This is a genomic window from Thermodesulfobacteriota bacterium, from assembly GCA_039028315.1.
In the GTDB taxonomy this organism is placed as follows: Bacteria; Desulfobacterota_D; UBA1144; order Nemesobacterales; family UBA2774; genus CR02bin9.
This window is the reverse complement of the sequence record JBCCIH010000081.1, coordinates 1-9,970: the sequence shown is the minus strand read 5'-3', so window position 1 is coordinate 9,970 and position 9,970 is coordinate 1. Positions and strand designations below refer to the sequence as shown.

General features: G+C 40.4%; 8 protein-coding genes. 4 read left to right on the top strand and 4 right to left on the bottom strand.

What is annotated here, in order from left to right:
- Positions 1-348 (top strand): tRNA epoxyqueuosine(34) reductase QueG (locus AAF462_06460; protein ID MEM7008765.1); only part of this gene is annotated, 348 nt, incomplete at its 5' end.
- Between the two features lie 45 nt (positions 349-393).
- Complete coding sequence (locus tag AAF462_06455; protein MEM7008764.1) at positions 394-819, top strand: nuclear transport factor 2 family protein; 426 nt, start codon at positions 394-396, stop codon at positions 817-819.
- Position 820: 1 nt separating this feature from the next.
- Here the strand turns inward: AAF462_06455 and AAF462_06450 are convergent, their stop codons facing one another.
- Both AAF462_06450 and AAF462_06445 read right to left on the bottom strand, forming a co-directional pair.
- On the bottom strand, positions 821-4,645 hold the full coding sequence (locus tag AAF462_06450) for a translocation/assembly module TamB domain-containing protein (protein ID MEM7008763.1): 3,825 nt from the start codon (positions 4,643-4,645) through the stop codon (positions 821-823).
- A 143-nt stretch (positions 4,646-4,788) separates the two neighbouring features.
- On the bottom strand, positions 4,789-5,658 hold the full coding sequence (locus AAF462_06445; protein MEM7008762.1) for a DMT family transporter: 870 nt from the start codon (positions 5,656-5,658) through the stop codon (positions 4,789-4,791).
- A gap of 322 nt (positions 5,659-5,980) precedes the next feature.
- On the opposite strand from AAF462_06445, the gene AAF462_06440 reads away from it, so the two are divergent.
- On the top strand, positions 5,981-6,820 hold the full coding sequence (locus AAF462_06440) for an electron transfer flavoprotein subunit beta/FixA family protein (protein MEM7008761.1): 840 nt from the start codon (positions 5,981-5,983) through the stop codon (positions 6,818-6,820).
- 46 nt (positions 6,821-6,866) lie between these two features.
- Positions 6,867-7,859, top strand: a complete 993-nt coding sequence (locus tag AAF462_06435) for an electron transfer flavoprotein subunit alpha/FixB family protein (GenBank protein ID MEM7008760.1) — start codon at positions 6,867-6,869, stop codon at positions 7,857-7,859.
- Between the two features lie 23 nt (positions 7,860-7,882).
- On the opposite strand, the gene murI is transcribed toward AAF462_06435, so the two are convergent.
- Both murI and radA read right to left on the bottom strand, forming a co-directional pair.
- A complete protein-coding gene (gene murI / locus AAF462_06430) occupies positions 7,883-8,719 on the bottom strand; it encodes a glutamate racemase (GenBank protein ID MEM7008759.1) in 837 nt (278 codons plus the stop codon).
- A 16-nt stretch (positions 8,720-8,735) separates the two neighbouring features.
- The coding region (radA, locus tag AAF462_06425; protein MEM7008758.1) for a DNA repair protein RadA at positions 8,736-9,970 on the bottom strand (1,235 nt) is incomplete at its 5' end.

The window sequence follows — 9,970 nt, the reverse complement described above, 5'->3', positions numbered from 1 at the left end:
GAATTTATGCCCAGACAAGAGCTCTATAATCCTGATTTAGAGATTCTGTCATCTTTAAGCCCCAAAGAATTTAGTGATCTATTTAAGGGAAGTCCAATTAAACGGACTAAAAGAAGGGGGCTTTTGAGAAACGTGCTCCTAGCTATGGGAAATTCTGAGAATCAAGCCTTTGTACCTCATATCTTAGATCGCCTTAAAGACGAAGAGCCGCTTATCAGAGCTCACGCCGCCTGGGCGCTATGGAAGCTTACAGGTGATAACTGTGAAGAAATATTAACCAAACATCAGCGCACTGAGACAGATGATCTAGTCAGCCAGGAAATAGATGCAATCTTAAACTCAATTTAACTCCATATAGCAAACCCAAAATCATTCGTTAAACTATTTGATAATATGGATACAAAGCTGAAAGAGTTAGTTAAGACAAACGAGAGTTTTTATCTGGCAATTAAGAATAGCGACTTTGATCAAATGAAGACAGTATGGCTACAGGACTCGAGCGTTAAATGCGTTCATCCGGGCTGGCCGATGCTCCATGGATGGGAAGCTGTTAGTCAGAGCTGGAAGAAAATATTCGAGAACGGAGCTCCCATCGACATTGAGCTTGTGGAGGTAGAGACTGAGATTTCAGGAAACTCGGCTTGGGTAATATGTATTGAGAAAATCAGCTATAAAATAGAGAATGAGATCCACTCAGGTTTTGCACAGTCTACAAATATATTTAAATTAGATGGAGAGCTTTGGCAGCTGGCGCTTCATCATGCATCGCCCATACCTGCTCCAAGAGGCGATGTCTCAACAACTGATGTGCTTCAATAAGCTAAAAATTAAAGTTGTAAAACAGATCTGCGCCGGGGTTCTCACCACCCACTTCAGCATCTAGCGTTACATTGTTAAAAAGATGATATTCAACCAGCACTTTGTTGTATTGTATGTTATTTGAGTCGATTATTGAGTCCGTAGTTCCTCTCTCAAATGCTATGTAAAGATCTTCCGTCAAGTATTTACCAACTTCTATATTTGAGCCGGAAATGCTTACTACATCTAGCGAAACAGCTCCTCCCATCAATCTCTCAAGCTGTGATGCTGCTATTCCGCCGGCTAATCCTGAAGCTACGCCGCCTATGGCAGATCGTTCACCTGAGCTTATATCGGTAGAGGACGCTCCAAAAACAAGATAGGAAACAATATCTGTCTCCGACATCGCAGGATCACTAGTAAGCTCAATTTTGGGCTCTGAAGCGCGCCCTCCGATGTTTATGTAAACATTTATGTTTGATACTCGGTATAGCGCCGTGATGTCTAAGAACGGATCAATCTCCTGCCCGCCTGAGAAGCTTACGTTGCCGCCCTCTTGAATCCTAAATACCTTTCCAAAATTCTCATAAGTACCTCTAATTACTCCAATATTACCAACTATTCTGATAGGTTGATGAAACTCTTTATCTATATCTAAATCGCCTCTGAGCTCAACATTAGCTCCTTGCCCACGTACCCAGTTATTCCTGCTCATATGTACGTTTAGGTCAAGGGCGACATTCTTATCAAAAAAGCTCTCTTCACTACCTGAGGCAACGACAAACTCTTCTTTATCTTCATCTACGAACTGTATTTCCTGTATTTCCTTCTCAGGCTTATCCGGCAGTGTGATTCTTCCTTTTTCAACCTCAATTTTCCCCTTAACATCAATTTGCTCCCCTTTACCTTCAACTTCTAAATCACCGGTTAAAGCTGCCGAGATTCTCTGAGGCTTAACAAGAAAATTATCCATCGTTCCGCTTAGGTTATAGGCTAGTGTAGGTATATCGAAGTCTCCTGTAAAGGAGGCGCTTCCGTTTGAAGTAGTAAGCTCTAAAGCTTGTAGATCGGCTTTACGGCCATTTAGTTCTATTAAGAGGTTGGTTATTCCAATTTCATTTGTAATAGTTTTTGTCTGAATAAGCCCCTCTTCAATTTGCAGTGTGCCGTTTACAGTTGGGCTTTTAAGCTTTCCTGACGCTGTTAAGTCTATATCCAGATTACCCTCTGATTTAACTACATCATCTACAAGACTAGAAAGAGGGCTTAGGTTTAGGTCATTAGATTTTACCGCAACGTTTACATTGGCGTTTTCAAAGCTCTCACCAATCTCATTTAAGTTAAGGTTTATGTCTGAGCTTCCCCTTGCGCTTAGAATATCTACAGAATTATTGGAAATAACAAAATTAAGAGTCATGTTCTGATTTAAATAATTGAGATCAAACACGATGCTGTCATTTTGAAAATCATTGTACTGCAAGTCTTGGGTATTAATATTGGCACTAATTGTAGGGTTTTGCATTGTGCCCTGTATATCGACTTGGGCATTCATTGTCCCTTGGATTGGGGTTTGGAATTCTATTGCTTTAGTTATATCGTCTAGGCTAAGGTTGTCTAGTTTTATGCTTCCATCAATTGTGTTGCCGGAGACATTTGCGTTTGCAAGAGCCGAGCTATCATTGTGGTAAAGGTTAAAATTGTTAAGAACAAAGCCGCCAGGGGTAATTGTAACTAGAATGTTCTCTCTGTTATCGAGTGCAGTGTCTTCTAACTTAAGAAGAAGCTGGGTGATCTGTATATCTTTTTGTGTGCTGGATAAATCGAGCAGTGAACCTACCACCTCATAGTTAAACTGATCGTTTTCTATAATTTTTAAATCAGCATTTATTTGGGTTCCCTCACTGTTTACATCAAGAACAATTTCTTGAATTTCCTTATTTCCGATTGCCGCGGTTTTGATATCCAACTCAGCATTTAACTCAGGGTTTGATGTGTCCACTGTTCCGGCGCCATTTATCTTGATCTCTTTTGCGCTGTATTTCTCATTCATTGCAAAATTAAGCACTTCACCATCGATAGTGATTTTTGGATTTTGAAGGCTTGCCGTAACATCGCCGCTTGCCTTTAGACTTCCCGATAAATCTAAGTCAGAGGAAATACCTGATAAAAATGCCAAGCTCTTAAGCTCTATATCATATTCAAAGTTTGCGCCCAATGGCTCAGGGCTTTTTCCTGAGGCTACAACTTTATTGTCTTCTGAAATTATGGATAGGGACTCTATGTCTAATATCTCGTTTTCATATGAAACATCTACACTACCCTCAGTTATGTTTATTCCGAAAATACTTGAGGGCTCAATATTTCCTTTGACGTCTGCGGATAGATTCTGTAGAAAATTGTCTTGTAGCGGAATATTTCCATCTATTTTAAAATCAGAAGTTATTTTGCTGAAAAAATTATCATTGGCTAAGATGTTAGCCAAATTTACTTCGCTAAGGTTAAGATCAACATTTACACCGGCCGAGCTTGCTGTATATTCAGCCTCTCCAGTTATAGAAAGATTCCCGGCATTCTCTCCCTTTATTTCAAATTCTTTAATGGTAGCTTTAACGCTAAGATCTGAAAACTCTTCCCAGCTCCCTGTAGCTCCTATCTCAGAATTAAGCACTGCGCCTAGCTCTGTGTCTATTGGGAAAGCGGGCGGGTTATCGCTAGCCTCTTTGATTAATGAGAATATTTCAGTTGTCTTGATGTCATCTAATGACAGTGTCAGATCAAAATTGTTATTGCCTTCTTTAGTAATTATGCGATTTAGATCTATATCCCCGCCAAGTTTTATTACTCCCAAATCGCTATTAAAGTCTCCTCCTGAGATATTTATCGTTGTGCCTGACATATTAATCTGCTCGAGAGTGCCGGAGATTTTCTTTTTTAGTATTTCAGACTCTGGGATTTCAACAGTGGCATTTGCTCTTATATCGTTTGAGCTCACATACTCACCGCTGCCTTTAGCCTTAACACTGATATTTCCGATGTTTTCGAGAACATAATTAGATACAGATGCATCAAAGGAAAATTTTGGCCTATCAGTCAAGTTTTGGGCCTCAGCATCTAAATTTATCTCTGCCCCGTTAAATAAAACTTTTAAATTCTTTACAAAGACCTCATCCTCAGAATATTTAGCTTGGGTTGAGAGTCCGGTTACCGATAGATTTTGATCAACAGCATTAAACTCTGCATTTTTAAGGTTGAGGTCAATTTCCTTGTATATATCAAAGAGCTTAACAGAGAGATCAACCTTGGGTATCTCATAGGTTGAGATTTTATTCTGCGCTCTGTCTTCCATTTTTATCTGGGCTTTTTCGAGTAGAAATTGAGATAAAATTATGCTCCACTCAGGCGGAGTGCTTATTTTATCCTTATCTTCTTTGGGTTCTTCACTAGGCTGGCCTATTTTCTCAAAATTAGATGTGCCATCAGCATATTTGATAATATTTACATCAAGACCTCTAATTATTAGATCATCTACAGGGATTATCTTACTAAACAAGGTTGAGCTGTTTAGCATATGCAAAAGGGCATAATCCACTAAAATCTCATCTACGGATACAAAATTTTCTCCCTCTACTTCAAAGGACACATCTGTAAGTTTAATGCTGTTAAAAAAGTCTCCCTGAAGATCACCTATCGTAAACGTTTGTCCGGTGGTTTTGCTTACTATGTCCTCGGCTGTTCTTCGGGCAAAGTCTCTAAATTGCTGCGTTTGAGTAAAGAACACAAGGCCAACAAGCGCCAATATGACAATAACGAAGAAGATTCCGACAGAGATTAGGATTTTTTTACGCATGGATTGATTTATAGGGGGATGATATTACTCACAGATTTTGTTAGTTGCCTGAGAAAATACTAGCCCGCCTAATTCTTAACATTACAAGCTTATTATACCTTAGAGCTAATTCAAATCATATCAAAGATTGTTTTTATAACGATTTACTTTTTAGAGACTAAGTATATGCCAAAAAGTATTAAAATACCGCCAATTATTACACCATCATCAAGTGGGGTTCCAAGTATGAGCCAATCAAAGAGAATTCCGAAAACAGGAACCAGCATAGAGGAGAATGTAGTGATTTTAATGTCTATGTTTTTAATAAGATAAAACCAGATTGTAAAATCCACAGCTGATGCGATTATTCCGGTAAAAAGAAGAATATATATAGAGTGAGGGTTCCACTGTACATCAAAAAGACCCTCGGTTGGTATAGATAGTCCTATGAGAAATAGTGCTCCGAATGTAAGCTGCATAGCGCTTATCCTGTATACATTCTCTGTGCCCAAGCGCTTTTTTACCCATATATTTGAGACTGCCCACGATATAGCTGCAGCAATTATTAAAAGTTCCCCAAATAGTATTTCCGAGCTCTGATATTCAAGAACATCGATTCCTAATATGCTTATAACTCCAAGTGTCCCGAGTGCAACCCCTATCCACGTTGTCCTGTCTAGTTTCTCTTTAAGATAAAAGCGGACCATAAAGATTGTCCAAATGGGCATTGTGTAGAGAAGAACTGAAGTCTTGCCCGCAGTTACAAACTGCATCCCATAGAGCATTGAAGCAAACATAAGTCCGGTCTGGAAAATACCCACAGCTATGAAGTCTGGGAACTTGTTAATACTTGGCCAGCTAATAGATCTGTATTTAATAAATATCAGCATTGCCACTGCGCCTATTGCATTTCTAAGCGCTGCAAAAGTAAAGGGCTCTGCATAGTCCAGGCCCATTTTCATAAGTACCCAGGAGTATCCCCACGTAGTGATAGTGAATATCAAAAGCAAAAGGTGTAGAAATGTTTTATTCATCTTAGGAGCCAATAAAATTTAAGACAATATCCTATTCAATTTATCATTCTTGACAAGGTTCAATCAATATTTATAATTACATACCTTTTGATTTTTATTCAGTGTTAAGTTTTTGATTTGGTCTAAGTGTGTTAAAGGTGAGCAGGCTGTAATTAGTTCAATTTAATATCCTATTTCTGGGCTAAATTTGATTCTGGGTTGGCCTAAGAACTAAACTAAGTCAGTCTTAAATCCTAAATAATTTTGGGCCGTTTTTATAGAATTTAGTATTAAATAAGTAGAAGTGCTATGTGTAAATAACTAAAGATTGGAGGTAAGTAAGGTGAAGATTCTAGTAATTGTCAGTCAGACACAAGATACAGAGGCTAAGATACAAGTATCAGCCAGCGGCGATTCCGTTGACACTGGGGACATGAAATGGATCATGAATCCATATGATGAATTCGCTGTTGAAGAGGCAATACAGACTAAGGAAAAACAGGGCGGTGAAGTAGTAATTGTTTCTATTGGACCGGCAAGAGTTGTAGAAACAATAAGACAAGCACTTGCAATGGGCGCAGATAGTGCTGTGCATATCAGCGGAGATGCTTTTGCTGATACCGATTCATATGCAACTGGCGCAATAATAGCAAGTGAAATCAAAAAGCTAGGAGAGTTTGACATCATCTTCACCGGGATGAAAATTATTGATGAGGAGTCAGGACAAGTCGGCGTTCAAATCGCTGAGGAGCTGGGAATTCCTCATGTTTCTCTTGTAAGTAAGGTTGTTGAGATAAATGCTGACGCTAAAAAAGCAGTTTGTCAGAAAGAGATAGACGGGGGACACGTAGTTGTTGAAGTGCCGCTTCCTTGTCTTATAACATGCCCTGATGCTATGAATGAACCGCGCTACGCATCACTTCCAGGAATCATGAAAGCTAAGAAAAAACCTCTTACGGAAGTTTCAATGGATGATATAGGTTTTGACGGACTTGGATTTGGGCAGGACGCTGTAAGTAAGCAAGGCGCCAGAGTAACAACAACAGCAATCGAAGTGCCTCAGATTGAGAGGAAACTCAAGATCATCAAGGGTTCAGATGAGCCAATGGTAAAAGGCGAGGAGATTGCGAACTCTGCGAAGGAGCTTATTACACTGCTTAGGGACGATGCAAAAGTTATCTAATCGAAAATAATCAACTGACTTATATAGAAATTGTAGGAGGAAAAAAATGAGTAACGATGTATGGGTAGTAGCGGATCTAAAATTAGACGGATCAATAAGAAAAGTAACCTTTGAAGCGCTTTCAGAGGCTAAAGAAAAACTAGTGGGCGGCCTTGGCGGGCAGCTTTGCGCAGTGCTCTTGGGTTCAGGAGTTTCCGGAATGGAAGCAGAACTCGGAAAATACGGCGCTGAGAAAGTATATGTAGTGGACAGTGATCTACTAAAAGATTACAACACTGAGGGTTATGTTAATGCCCTAAGTGAATTGATTAAGCAAAATGAGCCGGCAGTAGTAATAGCAGGTAACACAGTGTTTGGGCAGGACTATTTCCCCAGGGTAGCTGCTAGATTGGGATCCGGAGTTGCGATGGATGCGATTTCAATTGGTCTGTCAGGCAACAAGCTTCAGATTGAACGCTATTCACATTCAAGTAAAGCTATTCAGACTCAGGTATTTCATGGAGATTCCACAATGATGGCCACAGTAAGACCAAACTCCTTTAAAGCTGTTGAGTCTCCAGCAGCACCAGAGGTCATAAGCGGATCGGTAGAGTTAAACCCCGCTGATATTCACGTAAAAGTTATTGAGCTTCAGACCAAGACATCTGATAGACCGGAGCTTACAGAGGCAGAAAGAGTAGTTGCTGGAGGAAGAGGGCTCGCAAGTGAGGAGAACTTCAAATATATCTACGATCTTGCAGACACACTAGGCGCAGCAGCAGGTGCAACACGTGCAGCAGTGGACGCTGGGTACTGTCCATATGATATGCAGGTGGGTCAGACAGGTAAAGCTGTTTCACCTAACCTCTACATTGGAATTGCAATCTCAGGCTCTGTTCAGCATTTTGCTGGAATGGGTTCATCAAAAGTTATTGTTGCAATTAATAAAGACCCTGAGGCACCTATATTCCAAAAATGTGACTACGGAATTGTAGGAGATCTTTTTGAAGTGCTCCCGCCATTTACAGCAGATGTAAAGGCGCTTGTTTCAGAAGGATAAATTACACAAAACAAAGACAAAAACTATGGGGACGGCAGTTTTGTCGTCCCTGTAATGTCAACCATTTCAATCTTATCTATTTTCTCCCCTAAAAATCTTCCGGCGACAGATATAAAACTATCAGATACATCGGTCAAATAGAATTCTCGCTCAGAGAGGGAATCTGTTTTATTTAAAAGTTCTTCAGAAGTTAGTACATGAACTATTTCCTTGGCAGTTTCTTGGGCGGAATCAACAAGTGTAATTCCATCTCCCATTACATTGTTAATGGTTTCTTTTAAGAGTGGGTAATGTGTACAACCCAGCACCAAAACATCTATTCCTGTTTCTTTTAGTGGCGCTAAATACTCCTGTGCTATCCGCTCAACTATCTCTCCTTGGGTCCAGCCTTCATCGGCTAGCGGAACAAAGAGCGGGCAGGCTTTCGTAAATACTTCTATGTCTGATTGAAATGAATGAATAGCTTTTTTATAGGCGCTGCTGTTAATTGTAGAAGGGGTGCCAATCACACCAATTTTGCCAGATCTAGTTACGCTCACAGCTTTTCTTGCCCCTGGTTCTATCACACCAATGACAGGTATATCGAATTCTTCCCTTAGACTAGGGATGGATACTGATGACGCCGTGTTGCAGGCTACTACTAAGAGCTTGATTCCCTTTGAAATCAAGAAATCGGCGTTACTGTGGGAGTAAGTAATAACAGTTCTACCAGATTTGGTTCCGTAGGGAACTCTTGCTGTATCACCTAGGTAAATAATATTCTCGGAGGGAAGGGCGGAAATAAGTTCCTTTGCAACTGTAAGCCCACCAATACCTGAGTCAAATACTCCGATCGGCGCTTTTTTTATATTGCTCGTCATATGATCCTAGTCCAATTTAGAAAAATTCTTCAATTGCCTTCTCTATCGAGTCTACTCCGATAAGGGAAATAGAATTATCATTTGATGCTACCCTGTCAAGGTTTATCTTGGGTACAACGCACTTTGAAAAGCCTAATTTTTGCGCTTCATTTATTCTCATATCTATATGTGACACCCCTCTTATTTCTCCAGCAAGGCCAATTTCGCCAAACACCACTGTGCCTGGATCAAGGGGCTTATTTAAAAAGCTTGAGACAAGCGCGATAGAAATGGCCAGGTCAATTGCGGGCTCTTCAATTTTTACCCCTCCTGCTACATTCATAAAAACGTCCTGTCCAAGTATTTGAAGCCCCGCCCGTTTTTCCAGCACTGCAAGTAGCAATGATACACGGTTATTATCAAGCCCGATTGTCGTTCTTCTAGGCACACCAAAGCTGCACGGGGACACAAGAGCCTGTATCTCGACTAATATGGGTCTAGTACCTTCTATGCTCGGAGTGACTACGGAGCCTGATGCATTCTCAGGGCGCTCTGATAGGAAAATTTCTGAAGGGTTTTTAACCTCTTTAAGCCCAACGTCCATCATTTCAAAAACACCTATCTCGTTCGTGGAACCAAATCTATTTTTAATTGCTCTTAGTATTCTGTAGGGGTGATCTCTTCCGCCTTCAAAGTAGAGTACAGTGTCCACAAGGTGCTCTAAAACCTTTGGGCCGGCAATAGCGCCTTCTTTTGTCACGTGGCCTACTAAGAAAATAGCTGTTCCATGTGATTTAGCATGCTGCATGAGCTTTGCAGTGCACTCTCTAATCTGTCCTACACTGCCAGGGGCCGAAGCAAGCCCCTCTGTATACATCGTTTGGATAGAATCCACAACAGCAACTTGGGGTGATAGGTCTTTAATTTTATCAATAATACTCTCTACCGATGTAGCCGAAAGTACAAATACTTTCTCTGAAGAGACGCCTATTCTCTGGGCCCTGAGCTTAACCTGCTCAGGTGATTCCTCACCTGTTATATAGAGCAAATTATAATCATTGTCTTTATTTGAAGTGCTAATGTTATTTAACATCTGAAGAGCCAGGGTAGATTTCCCTATTCCGGGATCACCTCCAACGAGTATTACAGATCCTGGAACAAAACCTCCTCCCAGTACACGGTCGAGCTCGGCATTTTTAGTGGGAATTCTCTCCTCTTTTCCTGATTGTATCTCGTTGATAGAAACTGGATCAGAGATTTTTTGTCTTTTAG

Bases quoted from the DNA above. Each gene is read 5' to 3' on its own strand.
- AAF462_06445 (MEM7008762.1), bottom strand. From the start codon at position 5,658: ATGAATAAAACATTTCTACACCTTTTGCTTTTGATATTCACTATCACT.
- murI (MEM7008759.1), bottom strand. From the start codon at position 8,719: ATGACGAGCAATATAAAAAAAGCGCCGATCGGAGTATTTGACTCAGGT.
- AAF462_06450 (MEM7008763.1), bottom strand. From the start codon at position 4,645: ATGCGTAAAAAAATCCTAATCTCTGTCGGAATCTTCTTCGTTATTGTC.
- AAF462_06455 (MEM7008764.1), top strand. From the start codon at position 394: ATGGATACAAAGCTGAAAGAGTTAGTTAAGACAAACGAGAGTTTTTAT.
- AAF462_06435 (MEM7008760.1), top strand. From the start codon at position 6,867: ATGAGTAACGATGTATGGGTAGTAGCGGATCTAAAATTAGACGGATCA.